We start from the raw sequence: 25,641 nt of genomic DNA on the forward strand, positions 1-25,641 counted from the left end.
AAATGTGGTGGGTATTTTGAGGCAAGCAATGCTTTTTTCTTCTTGCTTCCCTTTTCCTCGGCGTCCTGAATCATGAGGCAACACGCTAATCCACGACCACTCACATTTGTACTTGAAAGGGCCGGAGAAGGGATAGTAATATGAATATACTATGCAACAGACCGCACGCGCCGCTGTCCTGACAGCTCCCAAGAAATTTGAAATCCGTGAATATCCCATTCCCGCCATCGGGGATGATGAAATGCTGATCAAGGTGGAAGCCTGCGGCGTTTGCGGCACGGACGGCCACGAGTACAACCGGGACCCCTTCGGCCTCTGCCCTGTGGTGCTGGGCCATGAAGGCACGGGGGAAATCGTGGCCATGGGCAAGAATATCACGAAGGACACGGCGGGCAATCCCCTGGCCCTGGGGGACAAGATCGTCACCTGCATCATTCCCTGCGGCACCTGTGACGCCTGCCTGAATACCCCGGCCCGCACCAACCTGTGCGAGAACGTGGGCGTGTACGGCCTGATGCCTGACGATGACGTGCATTTGAACGGCTACTTCGGGGAGTACCTGGTCATCCGCAAGGGTTCCACGTTCTTCAACGTTTCCGGCATGACGCTGGACCAGCGCATTCTGGTGGAACCCGCCGCCGTGGTGGTCCATTCCCTGGAACGCGCCAAGTCCACCGGACTGCTCAAGTTCAATTCCGTAGTGCTTGTGCAGGGCTGCGGCCCCATCGGCCTGCTCCAGATCGCCGCGCTGCGCACGCTGGGCATTGAAACCATCATCGCCGTGGACGGCAATGATTCCCGCCTGGAACTGGCCAGGGAAATGGGCGCCTCCCGAACCTACAATTTCACCCATTACGCGGACCTGGACGGCCTCCTTGACGCGGTGAAGAAGGATAACGGCGGCCGCCTGGCGGATTTCGTCTTCCAGTGCACGGGCGTGGGCAAGGCCGGGGCAAACGCCTGGAAGTTCGTGAAGCGCGGCGGCGGCCTGTGTGAAGTGGGCTTTTTCATGGACGGCGGGGAAAGCGTCATCAACCACCATTACGACCTCTGCAACAAGGAAGTGACCGCCGTGGGCTCCTGGGTGTATTCCCCGCAGGATTACCCGACCACGTTCGACTTCCTGAAGCGCGCCTACGGCATCGGCCTGCCGCTGACCAAGCTGATTTCCCACCGCTTCAAGCTGGATGAAATCACGGAAGCCCTGGAAACGAACGTCCAGATGAAGGGCATCAAGATTGCCGTCATCTGCGACTAAGTGGAAACTCTTTTTCTTACCTCAACGCCGTTCCTCCGGGAGCGGCGTTTTTTTACGCCGCCTTTCCAGAGGGGAACGTCACTCATCCAATCCAGGGTAGATATCCTTCCAGTCCAAAAAACGCCCCGTATTGGGAGGAACGGTCATGATAGCCGCGACTTTTCTTTTCAATTGCACCAATGCGTCAGGGTCAAGAACCATGGGTTCGCTCACTTTAAGGTACGCCCCTTCCAGATGCACCTGTCTCTCCAGCGTCAAATATTTCTTGATGACGCCGTCGGAATCCAGGGCGGCATCAATGACGAAATGCAGCAGGAAGCCGGACTCCTGAAGGAAAAAATCAAATTCATAAATCCAGGAAAAACAGCAATTCTCGTCGTCTTCCTCATCATCATCATTCAGCTCCCTTCTGGGGATTCCAGAATCATACAGACGGTTCAGTTCCTGCAAGAGGGACAGGATGTGTTCACGTCTCAACACGGTTACCTGGCACCCCTGCTTTCCCAGCATTCCCTGCCGACAATCGATGACTAATTCACGGCACTGTCCTTCCATGGCAAGAAGCACTTCCACGGTCTGCTCCCGTTGTCGGTCCATGGGTTCCCGCGAATACATGAGCCGGGTCTTCTACAGATTCACTTTCCCCACCGTTCCGTGATGCCGCCGTAGGAGTCTATGCGGCGGTCGCGGAAGAAAGGCCAGATGCGGCGGTGGTCTTCCAGCGCGTCCAGGTCCAGCTCCGCGTACAGGATGGCTTCATCGCTGACGGGGGCCTTGGCGACAATTTGGCCGTAGTAGTCCGCCACGAAGGACTGCCCCCAGAATTCGCTTTCCCCTTCCGTCCCCACGCGGTTGACGGCGCAGACGTAGCAGCCGTTCGCCACGGCGTGGCCGCGCTGCACGGTTTCCCACGCGCAGTGCTGCTGTTCCCCCAGCAGGGGTTTTTCCTCCGGCAACCAGCCGATGGCCGTGGGGTAAAAGATGATTTCCGCCCCCTGCATGGCCGTCAGGCGCGCGGCTTCCGGGTACCACTGGTCCCAGCAGATGAGCACGCCAATGCGCCCGAATTTGGTGTCGAACGCCTTGTAGCCCAGGTCGCCGGGGGTGAAGTAGAATTTTTCCTCAAAGCCCGGGTCCTGCGGTATGTGCATCTTGCGGTACATGCCCAGGAACGTTCCGTCCGCGTCCACCACCCAGGCGGTGTTGTGGTACAGCCCGGTGGCGCGCTTTTCAAAGCCGGAGGCCACAATCACCACGCCCAGCTCCGCGGCCAGCTTGCAGTGGGCTTCCGTCAGTTCTCCGGGAATGGGTTCCGCCAGGTTGAAAAGGTCGCATTCCTCTGTCCTGCAAAAGTATTCCGTGGTGAAGAGTTCCTGCGTGCAGATGATCTGCGCCCCATGGGCGGCGGCCTCCCGGATGGCGGCTTCCGTCTTTTCCTTGTTCACGGAGGGCCGGGCGTCTGCGGACAGTTGAATGAGTGCGATTTTCGGCATGCCCCTTCCTTACCCCGTTTCCCCTCCCATTCCAAGCAGGGAAAATGAATGCGGCGCGATTATTTGATGGAAAAGGGCATGAAAAGTGTTATGTACATGCAATATGGAACCCACCACCCCATCTCTGCCTGACGACGACGTAGCCGCCATTGACCGGCTCGGCGCCATTTACAAGGAGCTTTCCGCGGAATTGAGCAAGATCATCATCGGCCAGCAGCGCGTCGTGGAGCTGTTGAGCATCGCCCTGTTCTCCCGCGGGCACGCGCTCCTGATGGGCGTTCCCGGCCTGGCGAAGACGCTGCTGATCAGCTCCGTGGCAAAAACGCTGGACCTCAGTTTCAACCGCATCCAGTTCACGCCGGACCTGATGCCCGCGGACATCACCGGTACGGACATCATCCAGGATGATTCCGCCGGCGGCAAGCGGCAGTTTGAGTTCATCAAGGGCCCGGTCTTCGCCAACATCGTGCTGGCGGACGAAATCAACCGCGCCCCCGCAAAAACCCAGTCCGCCCTGCTGGAAGCCATGCAGGAGCGCCGCGTCACCGTCATGGGCCGCACCTTCACCCTTCTGCCTCCCTTCTTCGTGCTCGCCACCCAGAACCCCATTGAGCAGGAAGGCACCTATCCCCTGCCGGAAGCCCAGCTTGACCGCTTCATGTTCCTGATTGAAGTGGATTACCCCACGGAGGAGGAAGAAATGCGCATCGCCCGTGAGACCACCGGAAACCGCAGCGAGGAGCTCAAGCACGTCCTTTCCGGGGAGGAGATCATTTTTTACCAGGACCTGGTGCGCCGCGTGCCCGTCCCGGAACATATTTACGAGTACGCCGTGAAGCTGGTGCGCGCCACCCGCCCCTCCCTGGAGACTTCTCCGGAATGGGTGAAGCAGTACGTGGCCTGGGGCGCGGGCCCCCGCGCCGTCCAGTTCCTCATTCTGGGGGCTAAGACCCGCGCCGCCCTCCAGGGCAGCTACATCGTCCGCAAGGAGGACATAGACGCCATTGTGGAGCCCGTGCTGATGCACCGCGTGGTCACGAACTTCGCCGCGGAGTCCCAGGGCATCACGCCCCGCAAGGCCGTGGCGCGCCTGGCGGCGGAAGTCTGACCGTCCCCGCGTTATCCACTCCCTTGCCCTGCCCACCCATGAAGTACCTGAACCACGACCTGCTCAGCCGCCTGGGGAATCTTCCCCTGGAAGCGCGCCACAGCATGACGGGGAACGTATCCGGCCGCCACAGAAGCGCCAACCGCGGCTCCTCCGTGGAGTTCGCGGAGTACCGCAAGTACGTTTCCGGGGATGATACGCGCCGCCTGGACTGGAAGGCGTACGCCCGGTCAGACAGGTATTACATCAAGGAGTTTGAGGCGGATACCAACCTGCGCGCCTACATCGTCCTGGACCTTTCCGGCTCCATGAATTACCACCCGGAGCAGGTGGAGTCCAAGTACATGCGCGCGTGCAGGCTGGCGGCCAACCTGGCTTACATCGCCATCCGGCAGGGGGACGCCGTGGGGCTGAGCTTTTCCCGGCAGACGAAGGACGGCGCCACGCTGCACATTCCGGCCTCCCGCCGCCCCGCCCACCTGAACGTGCTCATCAGCCAGATGGATACGCAGTACCCCAAGGGGGAAACCGTGCTGGCGGAGACTCTGCATGAACTGGCGGAACGCGTCAGCCGCCGTGCCCTGGTGCTGATTTTTTCCGACCTGTTCACGGATACGGAGGAACTTAAAAACGCCCTTCGGCACCTCCACTTCCGCAAGCATGACGTGGCCGTGTTCCATCTGGTGGACCAGTTGGAAATAGACTTCGACTTTGACCGCCCCATCCGCTTTGTGGACATGGAGGGCGGCGGCTCCCTGATTACGGAACCGGACCTCATCGCGGACGAGTACCGCGCCATCGTGGCCGGCTACCTGGAGGAAACGCGCCGCATCTGCACGGACATTAACGCGGACTACCGCCTGGTCAGGACCGGGGACGCCTTGGAAGACGTGCTGACCGGGTTCCTGATGGGGCGGCAGAAGAAGAAAGCGGGCAGATAAGCGCCCGGCTGTCTCACGGAACGGTTGATTGCGCCGCGGAACGGGTGCAGGATTTCCCGCGCGCCTTCCGTGCCGCCGTAAGCGGCAGTTTTCATTTTTTTCTCCTTCTCTTCCATCGTGGACGCACCCGTTAAAATGATCGTGGGCCTGGGCAATCCGGGCAGGACTTATGAAGATACCCGCCACAACGCGGGTTTCATGGTGGTGGACCGCCTGGCTGCCGGGTGGGGCGCCGTGTTCAAGACGGACAGGCAGCGCAAGTGCGAGCTGGCGGCAGGCCCCGGCGTCCTGCTGGTGAAGCCCGCCACCTTCATGAATGAATCCGGCCTGTGCGTGGGGCCCATGATGCGCTTCTTCAAGCTGGACCCGCGCAGCGTGTTCGTCATTCATGACGAGGTGGATTTTCCGCTGGGCGTGATGAAGCTGCGGGAAAAAGGCTCCGCAGGCGGCCACAACGGCATCAAGTCGCTCATCGCCCACATGGGCACGCAGGAGTTCCCGCGCCTCCGCTTCGGCATCGGCCTGCCACGCGGCAAGGGGGAGATGATCGGCCACGTGCTGGGCAAATTCCGCCCGGAGGAACGCGAGCTTCTGGACGTGATGCTGGGAAAGGCGGCGGACGCCGTGCTGTACACCATGGAACACGGCATCACGAAGGCAGGCAACATTTTCAACGCCGTGCAGGACCATTAGCCGCCCGGACCGCCGCAAGCCCTTGCGGCATTAAAATATAAACGCGCGGGGAACGGACGCGCTTTTTCCTTAAAGCCGGCGCGTCCTGCGGACGCAGGATGATTCAGTAGCCTGCGGGGTTCCGGGAGATTCCCGGGACGCATGCCTTCTTTTTTCGCTCGCCAACAGTGTACGGTATTGCTAAACAAACGGGAATCCGCTAGGATTTTTGCACGTTTTTTCTCCTCCCAGGACAAATCTTGCTTCATCTTCATGGCTGAATTAAGTTCACAAGCTCCGCGCAGGCACATGCAGGCCAACAAAAGGCGCCAACCCAAGGCCAAGCCCAGGAAGCGATTCTGGAGCTTCATCCGGAAGCTGGTGCTGTGGTGCCTGGTTCTGGCCGCCATCGGGGGGGCCGTGGGCTACTTTGGCTTCATGATGGCCTGGAAACGCTATGACAACTGGGCGGCGGAGTTTGACCTGGAACGCATCAACGACCTGGAAAAGCCCAGCATTATTTACGACCGGAACGGGGAGGAAATAGGCCGCATTTATGTGGAAAACCGCAGCTACGTCACGCTGGACAAGATTTCGCCCGCCATGGTCAACGCGCTGATCGCCCAGGAGGACTCCCGCTTCCGGGAGCATCCGGGCTATGACTTCCTGGGGATTTTGCGGGCAGGCAGGGAATACATCCACAACAGCGGGGACGCCAACCAGGGAGCCTCTTCCATCACCCAGCAGCTTGCCAGAAACGCGTACGACCTGAAGAACCGGGCCAAGGCCAGGAATGAAGGCAGCTTTGGCCGCAAATTCGTGGAAATAGCGCTGGCGCGCCGCATTACGGAACGGTACAGCAAGGACCAGGTGCTGGAGTTTTACCTGAACCGCGTTTACTTCGGCAGCGGGTTCTACGGCATCCGCGCCGCCTCTCTGGGCTACTTCGGCAAGGAACCTGCGGACCTCACTACGCGGGAGGCCGCCTCCATCGCCGCCCTGATTAAAAACCCGAACGGCCTTTCCCCTCTCAATAATCCGGAAAGCAACCTGAAATGGCGCAACCATGTGCTCAACCGCATGGCACGGGAAAAGTACATTACGCCGGATGAAGCGGAACGCCTCTCCGCCATGGACCTGGGGCTCAACCCCAGGCCGCTGAAACGCGGCGTCTCCCACATTTACGACCGCATTTCCGCAGAGATTACCGCCTATCTGGGGGAGGACCGCGTGAATGCCGCCGGCCTCAAGATTTACACCACCCTTGACAGGAAGCTTCAGGAGGCCACCGGGAAATCCCTGGAACAGGCCCTGGAAAACATTGAAAAACGCCCCGGCTACCGCCACCAGAAAGCCGCGGACTACCACGGAGCCTCCGGGGACAAGCCGCGCTACCTGGAAGGAGCCCTGCTGGTGGTGGACAACCAGTCCGGCGCCGTTCTGGCCTACCACGGAGGCAGGGATTACACCAAGCGCCAGTATGACGCCATCAAGGACGGCGCCCGCCCCACCGGCACCGCCATCCTGCCCTTCCTGTACGCTACGGCCTTTGACACGGGCAAAAGCCCCGTCACCCGCATTCTGGACGACGCCATTGACAACCGCCTGACGGGCATCGGCGGCTCGGAAGGCATCCTGGGGGAATGGGGCGCGGAAAGCTCCAAAAACCGCTATGAAGGCATGATTACCGCCCACCGCGGCCTGTCCGCCTCCAAGATTGCCGCCTCCCTGCGCATGGGGATGGACATGGGCACATCCCCCTTCGTGAAAAAGCTCACGGACTTCGGCATCCGCAAGCCCGTGCGTGAAGCGGGCAGCACGGAGGTGAACCCCGTTTACCGCCCCAAGATTTTCGTGGGCACGGAACCCGCCTCCCTGAAGGAAATGACGCTGGCCTACACCGCCATCCCGAACGGCGGCTCCCGCCCGCAGGATATTTATTACCTGGACAGGATAGAGGATGAGGACGGCCAGTTGATCTGGGAATCCAACCAGGCCATTGAAACCCGGAACAACGCCCAGGTGCGGAAGGGGGCCACCTCCACCGCCACGGCCTTCCAGCTCCACAACATCCTGAATTCCTCCCTGAAAAACGGCTCCGCCCAGCGCGTGGCCCCGCATCTGCCGAAAGACTTCAGGGGGGGCGTGAAAACGGGGACTACGTATGACTTTGCGGACAACTGGCTGTTCGGCTATGACAGCCGCATCACCTGCGGCATCTGGGTAGGCTTCCTGGAAGGGAAAAAACCCATTTACAACGGGGCCTTCTCGTCGGACACCTGCGCCTCCGTCCTGGGCGCCGCCGTCACGGAGGCGGAACGCCTCTTCCCCGCCGGGGAACTGGCCCCGCCCCCCAGCGTGGAACGGGTGGAAATCTGCCTGACCACCGGGAAGAGAGCCACGCACAGTTGCTATGACATTGATCCGGTGGACAAGAAATACCGCCGCCACACCATGTTTGAATACCTCCGCAAGGGGGATTCCAGCCTTCCCTTCTGCGACCTCCACGGGGAGGACATCTCCGCCCCCGTCTCACCCTTCACGGCGCAGAACCGCATCCTGCCCCTGCCGCCCATCCTGCCCACCAAGGCCATCCTCCAGGGGGACGACCCCTACCACACGGAGCTGAACCAGGGCCCCGCCAACCGCAACTATGAACTGCTGGGCGCGGGTGAAAACGTGCCGGAAGCCCAGGCCCTTTCCGCAGACCCCGTTTCTCCGGACCATACGGACACGAGCATCACGCTGCCCGCTCCCAAGCCCATCACCATCCCCGTTCCGGAATTCATCCACCTGTAACTCCCTTTTCTTCCATGCCCACCCCCTCCCAGGATACGGTAGCCTGCACATGCCCGTCATGCGGCAACCCCTTTGCCGTGAAAACGTCTTTTCTGGGAAGCCAGGTGCAATGCCCCATCTGCGCCGCTCCGGTCACCGCCCGGCAGGAAGAGAAAGTCAAGGATGAAACGGAAGAACAGGCCGCCGTCCCCTGCCGCTGCAACGTGTGCAACAATTCCTTTGCCGTCAATCCCTCCTGCATAGGGAACAAGGTGAAATGCCCCGTCTGCCATTCCACCGTCACGGCCACCCGGCAGGAGGAAGAGCCAGCAATGGCCCCGGAACGGATGCCTGAAGCTCCGGAAAAAGCGCCTGAAATCCCGGAAGGGACGCCTGAACCAGCAGCCTCCGTCCGGCACGGCGGCGCGCAGGAGGAAAGCCCCTCCGCTTCCCCGTCCGCATCTTCCCACAAATCTCTTACGCCTCAGAAAAAGACGGATAAACGGAGCATTGCCGTTACCAGGCCTTCCATCCCCATCCCTGCGGAACCCACTACCAAAATCCGCAAGCGGAAGGAAAAGGGGGACGCCGCCCCTGCCATCACAGCCGCCCGCAGCGCCTCCCTGGCGCATGAAGAGCCGGAATACCAACCCACCGCCCGGGAAGCCGCCCGCAGCGAGCGCCGCCCCACCTGGCACATCTGGCTCTTTGTCTCCGGCCTGGTGCTGGCCTCGCTGGGCGTGTTCATGTTCCTGCGCGGAAAGGACATGGAAGCGGAAGGCTCCAAGATTCTGAATATTTCAGACCGGTTTGTGGACCATGAAGCGGTCTTCTCCCTGGACGTGAACAAGGACCTGCTGGCGGAACTGGAGCAGAGGGAGCAGCAATACCGGCTCATGACCCATCCCCGCAGGGAGGAAGACCGGGAAGTGGAATCCGTCTCCGCCCACATCACGGCAGCCATGAATGAACTGGCCCTCTACTGCATGGCGGAATCAGACGAAGAAAGGCTCAACTACGTGATGGAGCCCGAGGCCGTGCGCCCCAAAATGGCTCACTGGGCCTCCTACGGGCGGTACAAGGACTACCTGCCGCAGGAAGCGGGGAAAAGCTCCAAGAACGGGGACCTGCTCCAGATATCCGTGCTGATGGATGACAACACCGTCCGCCCGGCCATCTTCCTGTATGACCGGAACTCCGGCAAATGGAAGCTGGACTGGGAAGCCTGGGAGGGTTACTCCCCCATGCTCCCGGCGGAGCTGGAAGCCAAAAAGCCCTCCAAACCCGTCCCCGTCAGAATAGCCCTCAGCATGCCCGGCATCTACCAGCCGCCCTTCCTGGAGGAATCCTCCGCGGAAAGCTACCGCAATACCGCCTACATCAACTTCTCCCTGGAATTCCCCAACGGGGAGCGCCTGAACGCGTACGTGGACAGGTATTCCCCGCTGGCGCTGGAACTGACCAAGCTCCTTTACAACGGCCCCGTGCGCGCCTGCGTGCTCATTCACTACCCGGCGGACCTGCCCGGCAACCAGTCCGTCATTATTGACAAGCTACTGTATTCCGGATGGATGAGCGACGCCACCCGCAACCTCCTTCCCACCACCAACTGACAATCCAGAACCGGTTCCCGTTTTCCATGAGTTCCAAAGCATTAGCGCAAACACAGGACAAAGCCCTCCAACTCAATCTGGCCACCACCATTTACGGCACCTTTGCGGAAATAGGCGCCGGCCAGGAAACGGCCAACTGGTTCTTCCGTGCCTCCGGGGCCGCCGGCACGGTGGCCAAGACCATCTCCGCCTATGACATGACCGTCAGCGACACGCTGTACGGCCCCGTCAAGCGCTACGTCTCGGAAGAACGCCTGAAAGGCATGCTGGATTACGAATTCACCCAGCTCGTCAACCGCCTGGGGCCCAAGCGCGGCAAGGACACCCGCTTCTTCGCCTTCTGCAATACGGTGAAGGTGAAAGGCTACCGGGACAACGGCCCGTGGAACGGCTGGATAGGCGTGCGCTTCCAATTGAAGCCGGAGGCGGAACCGTCCGACCTGATCATTCACGTGCGCCTGAATGACCCGGACCACGACAGCCAGATGAAGGACCTGGGCATCCTGGGCGTCAACATCCTGCACGCCGTCTTTTTCAAAAGGGACCGGCTGGAGGAATTCATTGAATCCCTGGTGGACAATCTGGATCCCCGCCTGGTGGAGATAGACGTCGTCCGCTTTGAGGGCCACGGCTTCTCCATGGTGGACAACCGCCTTTTTGCGCTCCAGCTCGTCAAATCCGGTCTGACGCCGGCCACCCTGTTCCTGGCAAACGGCCAGGTGGCCCAGGCGGCGGACGTGCTGTACAAACGCCCCATCGTGCTGATGAGGGGCAGCTTCAATCCCGTCTGCAACCTGCATCTGGAAGTCATGGCGCAGGTGAAAAAATGCTTCCTCTCGCACATCAATGAAACGCAGGCGGACCGCTGCCTGGAAATCTGTGAAATATCCATGAACAACCTGCTCCGCGGCGGGGACGTGGACCATCTGGAATTCCTGGACCGCGCGGACAGCCTGAAAGCCCTGGGCAAGAACGTGCTGATTACCAAGATGGCCCGTTTTGACAACCTGTCCGAGCTGCTGGCGCGCTACACGAACGAGCCCATCGCCATCGCCCTCTCCATCGGCCTGTTGAACGAACTGTTCAAGGAAAAATGGACGGAGGACATCCCCGGCGGCATCCTGGAATCCTTCGGCCGCACCTTCCAGAACAAGACGCGCCTGTACGTCTCTCCCTGGCTCAACCGCAAATCCGGGGAATTCGTCACGGCGCGCACCTTCCGCGCCCCGGAACAATACGTGCACCTGTACCAGCACTTCCTGGCGAACGGCCTGGTGGTTGACGTCCCCTTCTTCAATGAATTCCTGCTGCGCCACACGCCGCGGGACATCCAGCGCATGATCGCCGCGGATGAAGACATCTGGAAAACTCTGGTTCCCGCGGAGGCTCACCGCTCCGCCCTGCATTTCCGCTGACCTCCTCTTTAAAAAGTCTGTGCGGCCACTCTCCAGTGCTTTTCCAACGGCGGCTTACCTGCTACCTGCCGGGGAGGTTTTACAGGAAGGAAAAGTTTCCCCTTACGGATGCCCTGGGTATTGGGCGGAAACCGCAAATATGCGGTTAGCAAACACTTCCATCGTTCTTTTCACGTCCGGCCGCCCCTGGAAATGAGGGCCTCCGTCCCTCATCGCAGCCTCCGCCGGAGCGGAGCGACGGGTATTTGAAAGAAAAGCCGCCTCTGCGCTCCGGAAAAGCTTTTACCTGCGAGAGGCGAGAATCTTCCGGCTCCCAGGACGCCGGAGGCGCAAAACCACCGTGAATCAGCATTTCCACCGTTTCCTTTTACGATTGCATGTTCTTTCGGTTTCCTCCTCCGGCATTGCCTTCCCTGCCTCATTCCCTGTCCTGAACCCGGAGAATCCGGCACAGCCACGCTCATCCTCCCCGCTCCGCTCCCCGGAACGTTTCCCTTCTTCAAACTCATCTTATCAGGAAAACTTAACAACTTTGTAAGATTGTCTTGCCATAAGGCGGGAATCTCATTAAGGTCTCCGAGTTCCATTTTTATCATGAATACCATTATTATCGGCTCCCAATGGGGCGACGAAGGCAAGGGCAAAATGATCGATTTCCTGACGGAATCCGCCGACGTGGTGGCACGCGGCCAGGGCGGCAACAACGCGGGCCATACCGTAATCGCCAACGGGAAGAAGTACATCCTTCACCTTGTCCCCTCCGGCATCCTGTGGCCGGGCAAGCTTTGCGTCATCGGTAATGGTGTGGTGCTGGACCCCATCGGCCTGGTGGAGGAAATCAATGAGCTCCGCGGCCAGGGCGTCTCCATCACGAAGGACAACCTTCTCATCTCCGACCGCGCCCACGTGGTCCTCCCCTTCCACAAGGAAATGGACGCCGCCCAGGAATCCGCCCTCGGCAAAAAAGCCATCGGCACCACCAAGCGCGGCATTGGCCCCACGTACGCGGACAAGGCCCGCCGCATAGGCGTGCGCATGGCGGACATGAGGGATCCCAGGATTTTTGACGAAGTGCTGCGCCGCCGCATCAAGATGGCGAACGCGGAAATGGAACGCATGGGCCTTCCCTCCATGGATGAAGAAAAAATGGTGGCGGAAGTGACTGCCGCCGCGGACGTGCTGCGCCCCCACATCACCAATACCATCCCGGTCATGCATGAAGCCGTGGCCTCCGGAAAGAGCATCCTCTTTGAAGGAGCCCAGGGCGCTTACCTGGACGTGGACTTCGGCACCTACCCGTTCGTCACCTCCTCCAACACCTCTTCCGCCGGCGCCTGCACCGGCACGGGCGTTCCGCCGCACAAGATTGACCGCATCATCGGCGTGTGCAAGGCCTATACCACCCGCGTGGGTTCCGGCCCCTTCGTCACGGAAGATGAAGAAATCTCCAACCACCTGCACAGCATGGGCCGCGAATTCGGCGCCACTACGGGCCGTCCCCGCCGCTGCGGCTGGGCGGACGGCGTGCTGCTCCGCTTCTCCGCCATGTTCAACGGCTTTGACGAAATGGCCATGACCAACCTGGACGGCTACGACAAGTGCCCGGAAATCAAAATCTGCACAGGCTATGACCTGGACGGTGAAATCCTGGCCTATCCGCCCGCCACGGTGGACGAATGGGAACGCTGCAAGCCCGTGTATGAAACGGTGCCCGGCTGGATGCAGGACATCTCCGCCTGCCGTTCCTGGGAAGAGATTCCGGAAAACGCCAGGAAATTCGTCAAGCGCATGAGCGAGCTCATCGGCTGCCCCGTCACGACCGTGGGCGTGGGCCCCGACCGCGAACAGACGATCGCCGTGAAATAACCCCCCTATTCCGGCTTTCCCAAGCCTCCCTTTACCTTCAAGGGCCGTTCCGCTTCCCCAGCGCGGAACGGCCCTCTTTTTTTCTGCCTTCTCCGCCTTTTTCTTTGCGCCCCTACTCTCCACTCTCCACTCTCCACTCTCCACTCTCCACTCTCCACTCTCCACTCTCCACTCTCCACTCTCCACTCTCCACTCTCCACTCTCCACTCTCCACTCTCCACTCTCCACTCTCCACTCTCCACTCTCCACTCTCTATTGAAATCCGTACAGGAGCCCCGGTTATAACCAGCCTTTTTACCTTTAAAGCCCTCCCTTCCTTCTCTCATATTCCCATTCCCGTTCTTCTATGGAAGCGTTTCCACGGCCAACTGCCAACCAAGGGAATCCGGGACGGAACAGGGGGCATGCCTTTCCTCCTTCCTCCCCCTCCACGCTGTTTGGAATACGGCGGCGCGGACGCCAGGAAACGGAGAACCGCACCTGCTTGCTCATGCCCGGTTGAATGAGGCGGCGGGAGGGGCAGTCTTCCCTTTTTGAGGAAAGGCGGGAAAAAACAGGTATTCGTGTCAGCATTTCAGTTGAGTTATGACACTTCCGTCTGCTGTCTTGTCTGATTGTCTATATGAAACATGTCATGCTTCCCTCCTTGTGCGCCGTCGCCGTCGTGGCCTCCTGCGATCCCGTCCTGGCCCAGCAGCCCGCACCCGTAGTGACGACCACGCCTCCCTACCTGAACACGGAACGCGGCCTGCGCGTGAAAACCCTGGAAGGCAGGGAAATAAGCCCCAGCCTGCTGAAGGGCATGCGGCCGGAAGAACAAATCACCAAGAGAACGCCCGGCGTTCCCACCAGGCCCAGCGTTCTTCTCCAGCATGAGGCCAGGCCCTCCGCCCCCGGCATTGAATGGTTTGCGGCCAAGCCTCTCAAGATGATGCCGTATCTGGACAGTTCCTACGTCTTCGGCAACACCTGCGCGGAACCGAACGCCTGGATCCGTGAAGACATGATTTCCACCGGGGCGCAGAAGATCAAGACCGCCCTGTCCAGATACGGCATCACCTATTCCGCCCAGTTCGGCTTCAACTACACGGGACTGACGGGCGGCGGCCTGAACGGAAAGACGGATTTCCCCTCCTATAACGGCTCCCTGCTGACCAATATTACCATTTTCCGCAACAACTCCACGGGGAGCGGCCTGTACCTGGCCTCCGAGTTCGACTTCGGCAACGGCTTTGACTTCAATGAAGGGAGCAAGGGCCCCGCCACCACGCTGGGCTCCCTCCAGAATCCCACCAGTTCCTTCCAGGGGCCGGACCCCCACCTCAGCAACCTGAGCCTGGCATGGGTGGGAGCGGGCGGCAAGCTCCTGCTGATGGCGGGCCAGCTGGACACCACCAATTACATGGACCACAACGCCTACGCCAACTCACACAACAATAACCTGACCAACAGCGTCTTCGGCAACAACCCCATGCTGCCCCTGACGGACAACTCCCTGGGCTTCCATTTCGCATGGCAGCCCACCACCTCCTTTTACGTGATGGGAGCCACCGCCGCCAACAACATGACCCAGAACCACAACCCGTTCAGGAACCTGAACTCGGACAACTGGACGAACGTGCTTGAATTCGGCTACGTGGCGGAGGACTTCTGCGGCATGGGTTCCGGCGTGTACCGCCTCCAGCCCTTCTTCACCACCAGCAACAGTGAAAACGGCGGCGGCGTGGCCGTGAACTTCCAGCAGCAGCTTGGCCGCAGCAGCCACCTGGGCTGGTTCTTCCGCGGCGGCTGGGCCAGCGATGACGCCGCCACGCTGACCGGCGTGCGCTGCGCGGCCACCACGGGGCTGGTGCTCCTCTCCCCCTTCCGCGGAAAAGGCGCCTCCAATGACGGCTACCTGGGCCTGGGCTTCCTCTGGCAGCAGGGCGCCAAAAAGAATGGTCCGTACGTGAACAAGAATGAATACGGCATTGAACTGACCTATGTGGCCCAGGTGACGCCCACCATGACGCTCCAGCCTGACATTCAGCTCGTCAAGAATCCCGTCAACGGCCGCAGGGGCCAGACGGCCGTGGTTTTCCAAATCCAGAACGTCTGGTCCTGGTAGGGGCAGCCCCTGAAAAATTGGAAAATATTGATCGCATTTCCCGGAAATCGTGTCTAAATGAAAACGATTTATTTGGACCACGCACATGAAGCGCACGCAGCAACCTTCCATGCAGGAGGCGGAGCAGGCCTCCCTGAATCATGAGATTTTAACCACATGGCGTCCCGGGGAAACCCTGGGGGAACACATGGAGCGCCGCGGCGTCAGCCGGCGCGAATTCAATAAATGGTGCCTGAAAATGATCGCCCTGATGGGCGTCGCCACCGTGACGGGAGGCGTTTCCAACGCCCAGGAGATTGCGGACAAGATGGCCGCCCTGAAACGCCCGGTGGTCATCTGGCTCCAGCTCCAGGAATGCACCGGGTGCCTGGAAAGCACCATCCGCAGCTATAACGAGGAGATCGGGGACATGGTGCTTTCCGCCGTCTCCATGCCTTACGTGGAACTGCTGATGGCCCCCTCCGGGGACGCAGCCAACGCCGCCCTGGAAGAGGCCATCAAGGAACCCCATATCCTCGTCATCAACGGTTCCGTCCCGGTCAACGACGGAGGGGTGTACTGCACCGTGGCCGGGGATACGGTGGAGCACATGCTGCGCCACTGCGCGGAAAACGCCTCCTACATCCTGGCGGTGGGCTCCTGCGCGTACTTCGGCTCCATCCAGGCCGCCCGCCCCAACCCTACCGGGGCCGTGGGCATCCGGGACATCCTGACGGACCGCACGGTCATCAATGTGCCGGGCTGCCCGCCCATCGGGGACGTGATCACCGCCGTCATCATGTACATCCTGACCTTTGACCGCGCCCCGGAATGCGACCTGGAGACGCGCCCGCTGATGGCGTACGGCACCCGCATCCATAACAACTGCCCGCGCCGCGCCCACTTTGACGCCGGCCAGTTCGTCAACGTGTTTGACGATGAGAACGCGCGGGAATGCTTCTGCCTGTACAAGGTGGGCTGCAAGGGGCCGGATACGTTTTCCCCCTGCCCCATCGTGAAGTGGAACGGCGGCGTCAGCTTCCCCATCCAGTCCGGCCACCCGTGCATCGGCTGCACGGAGCTGTACTTCTTTGACCGCATGACCCCCTTCTACAAGACGCTGCCCAACGTGAACGGCTTCGGCGTGGAGGCCTCCGCCAACGTGATCGGGGCCGTGGGCGTGGCCGGCGCGGGCGCGGCGATCGCCGCCCATGCCGTAGGTTCCGCCATCCATTACAAGAAGCAGCACATGAAGGAGGAGGCGAACGTCTCCCTGCCCGCCTTCGGGGACGCTCCCGGCTCGCCCGACAAGGAAACTGAAGAATAACCAGAAGCTTTCACCACCAGATTACCATGAGCAATTACACATCAGCGGACGTTCCGGAATCCAGCCGGGTGGTCATTGACCCCGTGACGCGCATTGAAGGCCACCTGCGCGTGGAGATGGAGGCCGGGGACGGCGTCATCAAGAACGCCTGGACCTCCACCACGCAGTACCGCGGCATTGAGGTGATCGCCTGCAAGCGGGACCCGCGGGACGTCTGGGCCTTCGTGGAACGCATCTGCGGCGTCTGCACGGGCACGCACGCCATTGCGGCCCTGGCCGCGGTGGAGGACGCCCTGCAATACCCGGTTCCCGTCCAGGCCCGCCTCATGCGCGACCTGGTCAGCGGCGCCCTGGGCATCCAGGACCACGTCATCCACTTCTACCAGCTCCAGGCCATGGACTGGGTGGACGTGATGTCCGCCCTGAAGGCGGACCCCAAGGAAACCGCCGCCATCGCCAAATCCCTTTCAGACTGGCCCCTGTCCTCCGCCACGTACTTTGCCGGGGTGCAGAAAAAGCTGAAGGACTCCATCGCCCACGGCCAGTACTCCATTTTCACAAACGGCTACTGGGGCCACCCGGCCTACAAGCTGCCGCCGGAGGTGAACCTGCTGGGCGTGGCGCACTATCTCCAGGCCCTGGTCTGGCAGCGGGACATGATCAAGATCCACACCATCCTAGGCGGCAAGAACCCGCACCCGAACTTCCTGGTGGGCGGCATGGCCTGCGCCATCAACATGAACAATGACCAGGCCATCAACCAGTTTGCCCTGAGCTACCTGAAACAGCTGGTGCAGACCTGCCACGACTTCATCCACAAGGTGTACTACCCGGACATCGTGGCCATCGCCGGATTTTACAAGGATTACGCCCACATCGGCGCGTCCAACCCCAACTTTTTCTGCACCGGGGACCCGTCCGAGATCAACACCGGAGCTCCCGCCGGCAAGGGGATGATCAAGCCCGGCGTCCTGCTGAACGGGGACTATAAAAACGTGCTTCCCTTTGACCAGGACAAGATCAAGGAATTCGTCACCAGCGCCTGGTACAAGTACACGGAAGGCCGGGATGCGGGCCTGGCCCCGTACGACGGGGAGACGAACGCGGATTACAACGGCCCCAGGCCGCCCTACAAGTGGCTCTCCGACCATCCGCAGTACACCTGGGTGAAAGCCCCGCGCTACGACGGCCACGCGATGGCCGTGGGCCCGAACGCCCGCATGATGATCGGCTACGCCCAGGGGGTGCCCGCCATCGTGGAGCGGGTGGACGCCGCCTGCGACAAGCTGGGCATTCCCCGTGACAACGCCTTCCTGAACTCCACGCTGGGCCGCGTGTACGGCCGCTCCCTGGACGCCCTGATCAACGTGGACATGATGGTGAACCAGCTCCAGGAGATGACGGACCGCATCAAGAATGGGGAAACCGCCACCTTCAACCCGGAAAAATGGGAGCCGGAAACCTGGCCCTCCTCCTGCAAGGGCGTGGGCTGGGTGGAAGCGCCCCGCGGCAGCCTGAGCCACTGGGTACGGATTGAAAACGGCCAGACGGTGAACTACCAGGCCGTGGTGCCCAGCACCTGGAACAGCTCCGGCCGCGACGCGGAGGGGCAGATGGGGCCGTACGAATATTCCCTGGCCCATACCGGAAAACACCCGCTGGTGGACCCCACCCGCCCGGTGGAACCCCTGCGCACCGTTCACAGCTATGACCCGTGCCAATCCTGCGCCGTCCACTTGTTTGACGAAGAAGGGGAGGCCATTCTGACCAGACAGGACCCGTGAAAACGACTCTTATCGACAAAGACCTCACCCTGGCGGTGGAGGACGCCATTCCGGCCAGCCCGGTTTACACGCCGGAGGAAATCCTGGCCCTGGCCGTGTGCGCCTCCCCCAACGGCAGCACGGACCCGGGGGACCTGGCCCTGCTCCACGCCGCGCGGGAACGGGGCGTGGCCCTGCCCTACGCCCAGCAGGAGAATTCCTGGGAGGCGCCCTCCCGGGAAAGGCCGTACAGCACGGCCATGCTGAAAGCCGCGGACAAGGAGGACGCCACCCCCTTCATGGTGGCCCGCGGCAGCCTGAAGGCCCTGGAAAAGCTGTGTGAAGTCAGCCATCTGGAAAAAGAGCGCATGAACAAGGCTTTTGAGGAATACTCCCCCTCCGGCTTTGAACCCGTGGCCGTGGCCGTCCACCGGCCCGGCGCGCCGTGGCGCCTGCTGGGCGTGGTGCCCATGCACGCCATGAGGGACGTGCGCCGCCTTTCCATGGCCAAGGCCAATTTCCGCTACTTCCACGTCTGGGACTGGCCGCTGCGCGTGCTGCACTGGACCTGGGTGTTCTGCATCATCGGGCTGGCTTCCACCGGCATCTGCATTGCGGAAGGGTGGTTCCTGAAAATGGGGGACCTGCACGGGGCCTTCCAGTTCGGCACGCTCCGCTTCGTGCACTACGCGCTGGGGTGGACCCTGGTGGTGGTGATGATGCTGCGCTTCTCCTGCTTCTTCATGGCCTCCAACAAGTACCAGAGCTTCCGGGCCCTCTTCCCCATCTCCAGGCAGCAGTGGAAGGACCTCTTCACCACGGCGGTGGACTACGTGTTCGCCCGCAGTTATGACGGCCCCCGCTACATCGGCCACAATCCTTTACAGCAGTGGACGTACACGGGCGTCTACGTCCTGTTCACCACCATGGTGGTGACCGGGCTGGCCCTGTACGCCCTGTATGAGCCGCGCCACTGGTTCTACCACTGGTTCATGCCCCTGAACGACCTGATAGGGGTTCCGTACGTGCGCCTGGTGCACCTGATCGGCATGTGGTGCTTCATCATCTTCGCCATGGTTCACGTGTACCTTTCCATCCTCTCCGGAAACGTGGACCGGGACGGCACCATCTCCTCCATGTTCAGCGGAGGGCGCTGGCTGCGCAAGGGCGTCAAATTCCGGGATGAATAACCCTTCCCCCGCATCTGCCATGGAATTGGAGCCATACACGGAAGAACTCCGGGGCTGCCCCGTGAAGGGGAACGCCTATCCCGTGCTCGTGCTGGGCGTGGGCAACCCGCTCATGGGGGATGACGGCATAGGCGTGGAGCTTGCCCACCGTCTTCAGGAACGGGACTACGGCCCGCTGGTCCATGTGGAGGAGGGAGGCACGCTGGGAATGACCCTGCTGCCCCTGCTGGAAGACGCGGATACGGTCATCCTGCTGGACGCCGTCAAGACGGGGGCCCCGCCCGGAACCGTCGTCACGCGCAGCCGGGACGAACTCCCCCGCCATTTCTCCCGCGTCATCTCACCGCACCAGATCGGCATGAAGGAAGTGCTGGGCGCGGCCCAGCTGTGCGGAACCCTGCCGCGCATCATCACGCTGGTGGGGGTGGAGGCCGGGCATACGGACTTCTGCCAGCCCATGTCCGCGGAAGTGCGGGAGGCCGTGCCGCAGGCGCTGGACCTGGTGGAAACCCTCATCGCCCGCGCCCTGGAGGAATACCAGGCCCGGAAAGACGCGCATGCATGAAGTAGGCATCATGGAGGGGGCGCTGGACATGGCCCGGCGGCTCATGGAAAAGAACGGGGGAACCCGGCTGATGCGCGTGCACATGACCATCGGCAGCCTGAGCGGCGTGGTGCCGGAAGCCCTGCAATCCGCCTTCCTGGCCCTGAAGGACGCGTATGCCGCGCAGGACGCCGCCCTGGACGTCACGTGGGTGGAGGCCCTGTGCCGCTGCGACGCTTGCAGCGCGGATTTTTCCTTCACGGAGCACGGCTATATCTGCCCCGGCTGCGGAGACCCTGCCCTGGCCATCCTCCGGGGACGGGAACTGGAACTGACCCGGGTGGAATGGGAGTGAACCGCGCTTTTCCCGTCCGGAAGAAAATAAGGTGAATTTACCCGAACATTTTACCCGCCCGGACGGTCTAATACCATTGGCGCGCATCCACCGCGCCTCAAACGTCAAACCAACTATGTAACCAGCGTCATGAGCAATATCAACCCATTCATTCTAACAGGGATGATGCCGCTTTCAGCCTCATCCATGAACCGCGTCTCCTACATGTGCCCGGTCACCATCAGCAATGACGTGGTGCAGGGCCAGACGGACATTCAGGATTCCCTCACCGTTGATTCCGGCGGCAATCTTTACATCATCAACGCCCCCGTTTACGTGGGAGGCCCCAACCAGCCGGACCACGGGCACCGCACCGCCCACCTGGTCATCCGTAACGGAGGCACCATGACGCTCCTGGGCAACCTGCCGGACCACATGACCGTTTTCCTGGGAAACAAGGCCAACGGCAGCCTGGAGATCAACGGCGGCCGCCTTCTGATGGGCCAGGGCCGCATTCAGGGCTCCAGAGAGCATGAAGGCAGAATCGCCATGACGGACGGCTGGCTCTTCGCCTCGGAAGTGGACCTGCCCGCCGAGGGCTCGGAACTCGTCATCAAGCACGGCCTGATGCGCATCAAAAAACTTTCCGGCAGCGTATCCACCCACATTTACGGCGGCGTGCTGCACGTGAAGGAGGAAGCCCACGCCAGCCGCATCCATTTGATAGATGACGGCGTTCTGCTTCTGGGCAGCGTTACCAGCCAGCCTTCCGCGGACGTCATGGCCGGAGCGGGCATCAACTTCCGCGGGGACGGCGGCGCGCTGGTCATCCGCGTGCCCCATCCGGAAAACGCGCTGACGCGCACGCGGGAGGCGGAACACGTCTTTGACGAACTGCTCCGGAGGGGCAAGCTCTTCCATGACAGCGAACCCATGACCAGCTTCCAGGGCTTCCACATGAGGGAATTCACCGGGCATGACAGCCTGACGTACGCCGCGCTGCGCCCCTCCGCCCAGCTGCGCGCGGAACAGAACCAGGTCACGCGCCTGCTCCATACGTTCATGTACGGCGGCAGTGAAAAGGACATGCCCATCTGAACCTCTCCGGAAAACGGATCCCATTCCGCAAAAAAGCCGCCGGCGCAGAATGCCGGCGGCTTTTTCATAAATGGGCAAGTGGAAAAAACGTTACTTCAGGAACGTAATCGTGAGGGGCGCCACGTAATCGTAATCCCCGTTCGCCACCTTGACGGCAGTGATAATGGCGAAAACAATCCACGCGATGACGACCGCGGGAGCCAGCACGAAGCCGATCAGGACAAAACATAACAGGAAGGCCGCAATCGAATAAATCGCCCAGGAAATCTGGGCATTCAGAACGTTCTTTCCTACCTTGTCCACCAGGGGGTTGGCATCCTTCCAGACCAGCCAGCAGATCAGGGGCGGAATGATGTTCACGCCGGTGGAGAAACCGAAAAAGACGGACACCAGCGGAGAAACCGCCGTAAGAGTGGCCTGGGTCTTGTCGGGCTGTTTTTCAGGGGCGGGTTCCTGAACCGGCTCCTGGATGATTTGTTGTTCTTCGTCCATAAAAAATGCAAGGCGATGGGAAGCGGGAGGGCGAACGGAAACCTCTTCCATTCCTTTCCGCCTCAGTTAACCCCTTTTTCACATATTCCACCCGGTAGTCAAGCTTCCAGACCGTTCGTTTTCCGAATAAAAAGCGTTCTCCTGCAATCATCCTTGCCTCCGCGGCGGGAAGTGGCTACACATGCAGTCCATGACCAACACCCTGACGCTGCTCACCCTCTCCGCCTGCCTGGGGGCCTGTGTTCCCGGCGCGCCGGAAATCCTGCCTCCCGCTTCTTCCGTCACCCGCCGTGAAGCCCTGGAAACCAGCCGGGCCTATACTTCCATGGCCTGGCGGGGCTCTCCCCGGAACGTCCGCCACGGGACGGACGAGGACGGCATCCGGATAGATACGCCGGACGCCTCCGCAGCCGGAGGCCATGCCGGCGCGTGGTGGCGCCCCGGCGCGCGTTCCACCGGCATGCCGTACAAATGGGGCGGGTTCGACACCCCGCGGCAGTTCGCCGAACGCCTGAAGGCGGATGCCGCCAACGGGGGCTCCCCCGCCGCGGCCGGGGACATGGGCACCCCGGAAAAGCAGGCCGCGGGGGATGCCGCCGCCAGCCGCTTTGCCGCCGGGGTGGACTGCTCCGGCTTCGTCTCCCGCTGCTGGCGCCTGTCCAGGCCATTTTCCACACGGGAGCTCCCCGTTCTTTCCATTTCCCTCCCCTCCTGGGATGAGCTGAAAACGGGGGACATCCTGATTGCTCCGGGACGCCATGTGCTCCTGTTCATCCGCTGGGAGGGAGCGGAAAAAGACAGGTTCCTGGGCAGTGAAGCCGGCCCCCTGCCGGTCTGGAAGTGCGCGGAGCGCGTTTTCAGCCGCCCCATGCTGGAGAACAGCGGCTACCGCCCCATGAGGTACAGGGGCATGCGGGACTGAACCGCTGCGCGGAACTTCCCCATCTCCGGCGCTCCAGAACGGCGCCGGGAACAGGAACGCCCCGCAAGTCCGGAGACTGCGGGGCGCTGGAAAGAGTGCGGCGCATGAGGCCGCCCGGCTCCGGAAGAAGCCGCCCGGGATTATCCGGCCCGCGCCGCTTCCGGCACGGGCCGTTACAACGGCTGGACGTTCAGATCAAACACCTTCCCCTGGAAGGAGGAGCCGAGCACCTTCAGCGGGAGAACGAAGGTGGAGCGCACGCCCTTCGTGCGGGGTTCAAAGTTTTCGTCCGGATTGCGGAAGCTCTTGAGCACCATGGTGCCCGCAGGCTTGCCGTCAATGAGGAGGGTGGTTTTTTCCGGCTCTCCCACAATTTCCACCTTCACCTTCTTGCCGACGGGCAGCTTGGCGCCGAAGGAGAATTCCAGAGAGTCATCCCGCCGGAAGCCCATGGTGCCGTCCTTCATGACGGCGAACAGCTCCCCTTCCGGGCCGGAAAGCAGAACCTGCTCCTTCCCTTCCGGAGCGGCGGAAAGCTCAAGCTCCATGGTGAGGCGGTAGCCGGGCCCCAGGGCGGGCTGGTTCAACTGCTGGGGCAGCTTGCCCGGAACCACGGAGAAGGGCTTGGAATCCTTCCACTTGTGGAGGGGGTTGGTACGGGGGGCTTCCCCGATGGCCTTGACCAGCTCCCGGTGCTCTTCAAAAGAATCCGGAGCCTTGGCCTTCCCCCACATCTTCTGGGCCAGCACGTCCATGGAGCCGGAAATAACGCCCCAAATGTCATAGGGGGCATAGCCGGAGTGCTTGAGGTCCGTCTCATCATTCCAGACGGCAAAAGCCGCGCCGATGAGCTGGGGATGGCCGGAAGGCAGGGTTTCATTCCCGATGCGGTTGGGAATCCAGTTATTATAAAGCCCCTTGTGGTTCCTGTCCATGCGGTAATAGTTGGCGTAGGGCACCACGTACAGGGCGCCGTCATTGGTATTGATGACGTCATAGCCCTGGTTCACGGCCTCCCAGGCCCTCATCCATCCGGTACTCCAGAGGTTCATTTGAACGCCCTTGCTCACCACGGGGGTTTTGCCGGGCTTGGTGCTCAGGCTGCCCCAGATGCGGGGCGTATAACCGCGCTTCAGGGCATGCTTCAGCACGGCGTCCGCAAAATGGCGGTAATCCTCCTTGTTGCCGTAAAACTCGTCCGCGCCCACATGCACCACCTTGCTGCCGAACACCGGGCGGCCCAGTTTGGGGTCTTTCAGCAAATACTCGTCAAATACCTTGCCCACCAGGCTGATCGTCTCCGGGTTGGCGGCGTCCAGCATCTCGCTGCGGCGCTTTTCATGGTTCATGGGTCCCTTGTAAATGAGGTCCGGGCGCAGGCGGGTGAAGGAAAGCGCGTGACCGGGAGTGTCAATCTCCGGAACGATGCTGATGCCGCGGCGTTCGGCGTAATCCACCAGATCCGCAAACTCCTTCTTGGTGTAGAAAAGGTCCTTCGCCGTAAGAGGAACGCCGTCCTTGCCCTTCATGTTGGATTCCAGGCGGAAGGCAGCATAGAGCTCCTTGAACGGATCGCGGCCCTTGTCCACATACATTTCATGGAAAATGAAGTTATTGTTGATGACCAGGTGCAGATCATTCATCTTGTACCAGGCCATGGTGCGGATCACGTCCCTGAGGTAGCTGAGGGGATAGGGCGTACGCGCAATATCAAGCATGAAGCCGCGCAGCTCATAGCGCGGGAAATCCACTGCCGTGCCGCAGGGAACGCTGCCGGGGGTCTGGCGCAGCATCTGCAGCAGCGTGCGCGTGCCCCAGAACAGCCCGGTGGGCGTAGCCGCGCCAATGCGGACGCCGTCCCTGGTCACCTGGAGCCTGTACCCCTCCTTGCCCAGGTTGCCGCCTTTCAGCAGGGAAAAGGAAATATCCGCCTTCGCGCCGGGCGGGACAAGCTTGACCTTCTTCCCCGCCACGTCTTCCAGATCAGCCGTGAATATCTGCGCCAGCTCTTTTTCCGGGCAGGCTACGGAAACCGTGTTCCCCAGCTTGTACTCGCCCTGGCCGCCCTTCCATTGCAGGATCTCCGGAATGATACGCGGCTTGGGATTGCCCTGGGCGGCGTCCGGGGCCTGCAGCATGATTTCATAATCCTTGCTGATGGCTTCCTTGCCGTCCTTGGTCACCTTGAAGCTGACGTTGACGGGGGTGTCTGAAATAACGGGGGCTATCTTTCCCTTGCTGTTAACAAGCTGCTCATAGTCGGCCCCCAGGAATTTGATCTGGGCTCCGGAGGCGCTTGGCATCGGCAGTTGTTTTGCGCCCGCTTTCACCGGAGGGATGGTGAGGGAATCCGCAATCTGCTTGGCGTCCTGCCCCATCAAGGGAGATGCGGCAAAAGCGGCGATCATCAGGAATAGGTTCTTCTTCATGTTATCGTGTCGTTTCAGGGAAAAGGAGGATCTGGTTCGTGCCAAGAACTACGCGCCCGCCGTCCTTTTCTTGCAGGGAAAGGGGAAAAAGCGGGTGAATTCTCCTTCGTTCCGCCGTCCGGGCAGGCATTCCGCCGGGCGGATTGCCGCGCGTCAGGTTTCATGAAGGAAAACCGCCGGGCCCGGGAGGACCGGCCAATCTTGTTCAGGCAAGTTATTATCTCAAACATCCCGTTCTTGGCGAGATTAAAAAACAGGCACGCTCCGGACGCGGGAAAAAGACCATGCGCCCGGAAGGTAAACGCCCTGCCG

Annotated in this window: 21 protein-coding genes; 16 read left to right on the plus strand and 5 right to left on the minus strand. The window is 61.2% G+C overall.

The annotated features are described in order from the left end of the window. Positions 1-151: 151 nt before the first annotated feature. Positions 152-1,258, plus strand: a complete 1,107-nt coding sequence (locus J5W70_RS12250) for a zinc-dependent alcohol dehydrogenase (RefSeq protein WP_022397348.1) — start codon at positions 152-154, stop codon at positions 1,256-1,258. A 78-nt stretch (positions 1,259-1,336) separates the two neighbouring features. On the opposite strand, the gene J5W70_RS12255 is transcribed toward J5W70_RS12250, so the two are convergent. Both J5W70_RS12255 and J5W70_RS12260 read right to left on the minus strand, forming a co-directional pair. Continuing rightward, positions 1,337-1,855: a hypothetical protein gene (locus tag J5W70_RS12255; protein ID WP_215832849.1), complete on the minus strand. Its 519-nt coding sequence runs from the start codon at positions 1,853-1,855 to the stop codon at positions 1,337-1,339. Between the two features lie 38 nt (positions 1,856-1,893). Next, on the minus strand, positions 1,894-2,751 hold the full coding sequence (locus J5W70_RS12260; RefSeq protein ID WP_022397350.1) for a carbon-nitrogen hydrolase: 858 nt from the start codon (positions 2,749-2,751) through the stop codon (positions 1,894-1,896). 103 nt (positions 2,752-2,854) lie between these two features. Here J5W70_RS12260 and J5W70_RS12265 point away from each other — a divergent pair, with 103 nt between their 5' ends. The 3 genes from J5W70_RS12265 (at position 2,855) to pth (ending at position 5,493) form a co-directional block, all read left to right on the plus strand. Then, a complete protein-coding gene (locus J5W70_RS12265; RefSeq protein WP_022397351.1) occupies positions 2,855-3,859 on the plus strand; it encodes an AAA family ATPase in 1,005 nt (334 codons plus the stop codon). Positions 3,860-3,897: 38 nt separating this feature from the next. Next, entirely contained in the window at positions 3,898-4,800 is a 903-nt protein-coding gene (locus tag J5W70_RS12270; protein ID WP_022397352.1) for a DUF58 domain-containing protein, read from the plus strand. A gap of 117 nt (positions 4,801-4,917) precedes the next feature. Continuing rightward, a complete protein-coding gene (pth, locus tag J5W70_RS12275; RefSeq protein WP_102722498.1) occupies positions 4,918-5,493 on the plus strand; it encodes an aminoacyl-tRNA hydrolase in 576 nt (191 codons plus the stop codon). Here the strand turns inward: pth and J5W70_RS12280 are convergent. Further along, entirely contained in the window at positions 5,490-5,747 is a 258-nt protein-coding gene (locus J5W70_RS12280; protein WP_180971829.1) for a hypothetical protein, read from the minus strand. The genes pth and J5W70_RS12280 overlap by 4 nt on opposite strands. On the opposite strand from J5W70_RS12280, the gene J5W70_RS12285 reads away from it, so the two are divergent. The 11 genes from J5W70_RS12285 (at position 5,746) to J5W70_RS12335 (ending at position 21,486) form a co-directional block, all read left to right on the plus strand. Then, a complete protein-coding gene (locus J5W70_RS12285) occupies positions 5,746-8,271 on the plus strand; it encodes a transglycosylase domain-containing protein (protein WP_215832850.1) in 2,526 nt (841 codons plus the stop codon). The genes J5W70_RS12280 and J5W70_RS12285 overlap by 2 nt on opposite strands. A 14-nt stretch (positions 8,272-8,285) precedes the next feature. Further along, on the plus strand, positions 8,286-9,863 hold the full coding sequence (locus J5W70_RS12290) for a hypothetical protein (protein ID WP_022397356.1): 1,578 nt from the start codon (positions 8,286-8,288) through the stop codon (positions 9,861-9,863). A 26-nt stretch (positions 9,864-9,889) separates the two neighbouring features. After that, complete coding sequence (locus tag J5W70_RS12295) at positions 9,890-11,278, plus strand: P-loop NTPase family protein (RefSeq protein WP_022397357.1); 1,389 nt, start codon at positions 9,890-9,892, stop codon at positions 11,276-11,278. A 594-nt stretch (positions 11,279-11,872) separates the two neighbouring features. After that, complete coding sequence (locus J5W70_RS12300; protein ID WP_022397358.1) at positions 11,873-13,144, plus strand: adenylosuccinate synthase; 1,272 nt, start codon at positions 11,873-11,875, stop codon at positions 13,142-13,144. Between the two features lie 634 nt (positions 13,145-13,778). After that, positions 13,779-15,251 carry a carbohydrate porin gene (locus tag J5W70_RS12305; protein ID WP_022397359.1) on the plus strand — a complete coding sequence of 491 codons (1,473 nt, stop codon included), beginning with the start codon at positions 13,779-13,781 and terminating at the stop codon, positions 15,249-15,251. Positions 15,252-15,336: 85 nt separating this feature from the next. Further along, positions 15,337-16,557, plus strand: coding sequence for a hydrogenase small subunit (locus J5W70_RS12310; RefSeq protein ID WP_022397360.1), 1,221 nt, complete (start codon positions 15,337-15,339; stop codon positions 16,555-16,557). A gap of 26 nt (positions 16,558-16,583) precedes the next feature. Next, positions 16,584-18,341 (plus strand): nickel-dependent hydrogenase large subunit, encoded by a 1,758-nt coding sequence (locus J5W70_RS12315; protein ID WP_022397361.1) that lies wholly within the window; start codon positions 16,584-16,586, stop codon positions 18,339-18,341. After that, on the plus strand, positions 18,338-19,510 hold the full coding sequence (locus J5W70_RS12320; RefSeq protein WP_022397362.1) for a cytochrome b/b6 domain-containing protein: 1,173 nt from the start codon (positions 18,338-18,340) through the stop codon (positions 19,508-19,510). The genes J5W70_RS12315 and J5W70_RS12320 overlap by 4 nt, the downstream gene beginning before the upstream one ends. A gap of 19 nt (positions 19,511-19,529) precedes the next feature. Further along, positions 19,530-20,075: a HyaD/HybD family hydrogenase maturation endopeptidase gene (locus J5W70_RS12325; protein WP_022397363.1), complete on the plus strand. Its 546-nt coding sequence runs from the start codon at positions 19,530-19,532 to the stop codon at positions 20,073-20,075. Further along, entirely contained in the window at positions 20,068-20,409 is a 342-nt protein-coding gene (locus J5W70_RS12330; RefSeq protein ID WP_022397364.1) for a hydrogenase maturation nickel metallochaperone HypA/HybF, read from the plus strand. The genes J5W70_RS12325 and J5W70_RS12330 overlap by 8 nt, the downstream gene beginning before the upstream one ends. 129 nt (positions 20,410-20,538) lie before the next feature. Beyond that, a complete protein-coding gene (locus tag J5W70_RS12335; RefSeq protein ID WP_022397365.1) occupies positions 20,539-21,486 on the plus strand; it encodes a hypothetical protein in 948 nt (315 codons plus the stop codon). A gap of 90 nt (positions 21,487-21,576) precedes the next feature. Here the strand turns inward: J5W70_RS12335 and J5W70_RS12340 are convergent, their stop codons facing one another. Continuing rightward, positions 21,577-21,978, minus strand: a complete 402-nt coding sequence (locus tag J5W70_RS12340; protein WP_022397366.1) for a DUF4870 domain-containing protein — start codon at positions 21,976-21,978, stop codon at positions 21,577-21,579. A 190-nt stretch (positions 21,979-22,168) separates the two neighbouring features. Here J5W70_RS12340 and J5W70_RS12345 point away from each other — a divergent pair, with 190 nt between their 5' ends. Then, a complete protein-coding gene (locus tag J5W70_RS12345; RefSeq protein WP_146024189.1) occupies positions 22,169-22,900 on the plus strand; it encodes a hypothetical protein in 732 nt (243 codons plus the stop codon). Between the two features lie 173 nt (positions 22,901-23,073). On the opposite strand, the gene J5W70_RS12350 is transcribed toward J5W70_RS12345, so the two are convergent. Then, positions 23,074-25,329 (minus strand): beta-hexosaminidase, encoded by a 2,256-nt coding sequence (locus J5W70_RS12350; protein WP_022397368.1) that lies wholly within the window; start codon positions 25,327-25,329, stop codon positions 23,074-23,076. Positions 25,330-25,641: the final 312 nt, after the last annotated feature.

Origin of the sequence: Akkermansia massiliensis, from assembly GCF_018847375.1 — a bacterium.
Taxonomy (GTDB): Bacteria; Verrucomicrobiota; Verrucomicrobiia; order Verrucomicrobiales; family Akkermansiaceae; genus Akkermansia; species Akkermansia massiliensis.

Coding starts and splice junctions, on each gene's coding strand:
- J5W70_RS12250 (WP_022397348.1), top strand. CDS start 152: ATGCAACAGACCGCACGCGCCGCTGTCCTGACAGCTCCCAAGAAATTT.
- J5W70_RS12255 (WP_215832849.1), bottom strand. CDS start 1,855: ATGGACCGACAACGGGAGCAGACCGTGGAAGTGCTTCTTGCCATGGAA.
- J5W70_RS12260 (WP_022397350.1), bottom strand. CDS start 2,751: ATGCCGAAAATCGCACTCATTCAACTGTCCGCAGACGCCCGGCCCTCC.
- J5W70_RS12265 (WP_022397351.1), top strand. CDS start 2,855: ATGGAACCCACCACCCCATCTCTGCCTGACGACGACGTAGCCGCCATT.
- J5W70_RS12270 (WP_022397352.1), top strand. CDS start 3,898: ATGAAGTACCTGAACCACGACCTGCTCAGCCGCCTGGGGAATCTTCCC.
- J5W70_RS12285 (WP_215832850.1), top strand. CDS start 5,746: ATGGCTGAATTAAGTTCACAAGCTCCGCGCAGGCACATGCAGGCCAAC.
- J5W70_RS12280 (WP_180971829.1), bottom strand. CDS start 5,747: ATGAAGATGAAGCAAGATTTGTCCTGGGAGGAGAAAAAACGTGCAAAA.
- J5W70_RS12290 (WP_022397356.1), top strand. CDS start 8,286: ATGCCCACCCCCTCCCAGGATACGGTAGCCTGCACATGCCCGTCATGC.
- J5W70_RS12295 (WP_022397357.1), top strand. CDS start 9,890: ATGAGTTCCAAAGCATTAGCGCAAACACAGGACAAAGCCCTCCAACTC.
- J5W70_RS12300 (WP_022397358.1), top strand. CDS start 11,873: ATGAATACCATTATTATCGGCTCCCAATGGGGCGACGAAGGCAAGGGC.
- J5W70_RS12305 (WP_022397359.1), top strand. CDS start 13,779: ATGCTTCCCTCCTTGTGCGCCGTCGCCGTCGTGGCCTCCTGCGATCCC.
- J5W70_RS12310 (WP_022397360.1), top strand. CDS start 15,337: ATGAAGCGCACGCAGCAACCTTCCATGCAGGAGGCGGAGCAGGCCTCC.
- J5W70_RS12315 (WP_022397361.1), top strand. CDS start 16,584: ATGAGCAATTACACATCAGCGGACGTTCCGGAATCCAGCCGGGTGGTC.
- J5W70_RS12325 (WP_022397363.1), top strand. CDS start 19,530: ATGGAATTGGAGCCATACACGGAAGAACTCCGGGGCTGCCCCGTGAAG.
- J5W70_RS12330 (WP_022397364.1), top strand. CDS start 20,068: ATGCATGAAGTAGGCATCATGGAGGGGGCGCTGGACATGGCCCGGCGG.
- J5W70_RS12335 (WP_022397365.1), top strand. CDS start 20,539: ATGAGCAATATCAACCCATTCATTCTAACAGGGATGATGCCGCTTTCA.
- J5W70_RS12340 (WP_022397366.1), bottom strand. CDS start 21,978: ATGGACGAAGAACAACAAATCATCCAGGAGCCGGTTCAGGAACCCGCC.
- J5W70_RS12345 (WP_146024189.1), top strand. CDS start 22,169: ATGACCAACACCCTGACGCTGCTCACCCTCTCCGCCTGCCTGGGGGCC.
- J5W70_RS12350 (WP_022397368.1), bottom strand. CDS start 25,329: ATGAAGAAGAACCTATTCCTGATGATCGCCGCTTTTGCCGCATCTCCC.